Origin of the sequence: Acidovorax sp. SUPP2825 (genome assembly GCF_030158995.1) — a bacterium.
Lineage (GTDB): Bacteria > Pseudomonadota > Gammaproteobacteria > Burkholderiales > Burkholderiaceae_C > Paracidovorax.
In genome coordinates this window covers 1-854 of the sequence record NZ_BQXK01000065.1, presented here as the reverse complement: position 1 = coordinate 854, position 854 = coordinate 1, and the positions used below count along the sequence as shown (strand labels likewise).

Annotated in this window: 1 protein-coding gene and 1 pseudogene; both read left to right on the top strand. The window is 73.3% G+C overall.

The features are described from left to right. Positions 1-323 (top strand): annotated as a pseudogene (locus AVAK2825_RS24735) (LamG-like jellyroll fold domain-containing protein); the annotation flags it as partial. Beyond that, on the top strand, positions 320-751 hold the full coding sequence (locus AVAK2825_RS24730) for a hypothetical protein (RefSeq protein WP_284403125.1): 432 nt from the start codon (positions 320-322) through the stop codon (positions 749-751). The pseudogene AVAK2825_RS24735 and the gene AVAK2825_RS24730, both read left to right, overlap by 4 nt. The last annotated feature ends 103 nt before the right edge of the window (positions 752-854 follow it).

The following is an 854-nucleotide window of genomic DNA, read 5'->3' as shown; positions in this document are numbered from 1 at the left end:
CCATTGGCGCGGTGCAGGGGGCGATCACTCGCCTGCAGGCCTCCGCCATCGAGCGGATCGCGCGCGATATGGAGTTCGGCGGACGCGCTCGAATCTGGGGCACCACCAAGGTCAAGGGCGTCACCAACCTGCCCACCCGGGCGCGCGTGGTGCTGCTGCGCCAGCGCGACAAGCTGCTGGCGCGCGAGACGTGGAGCGATGCCGCTACGGGCGCGTTTGAGTTCGAGGGCATCGCCATGGCCCACCAGTGGCTGGTGCTGGCCGAGGACCAGGCCGGCAACTACCGGCCCGTCGCGGCCAACCGGCTGGAGGCGCAACCATGAGTACTTGGCGCATCGGCCCCGAGGTCGCGCTCGCGCAGCTGGAGGCCACGATCGCGCGCGCGGACGCCGGCAGCGGCCGGGCCCGGGTGCGGCTGCACACCACCGCCCGGCCGACGACGATTGCCGGGGCCGCGGGTGGCACGCCGCAGGCCGAGATCGTGCTCGCCAAGCCCTGCGCCTCCATCGTCAACGGCGCCCTGGTGTGGCATGCCGATGACGCCGGCGGGGCGCTGGTGATGGTCGCGGGCGTGCCGCGCTGGGGCGTGTGGATCGGCGCATCCGGCATCGTGGTCAGCGAAGGCAGCGTGACGGATGCCGACCACGGTGGCGACTTCCGCGTGGTCGGCGGCACTACGCCCGAGGGCGACGACAGCCCGCTGCTGCTGGCCGGCGGGCTGGTGGTTCTGGCCGCCTCGGCGCTGACGTAAGGGCGGGCATGGCGGGCGATCTGGATCTGATCTTCGGCCAGGCGGCCAACCCGGCCGGGTCGCCTGTCGAGATCGTCTTCGGCGACGACGGCGGCGACGGCCC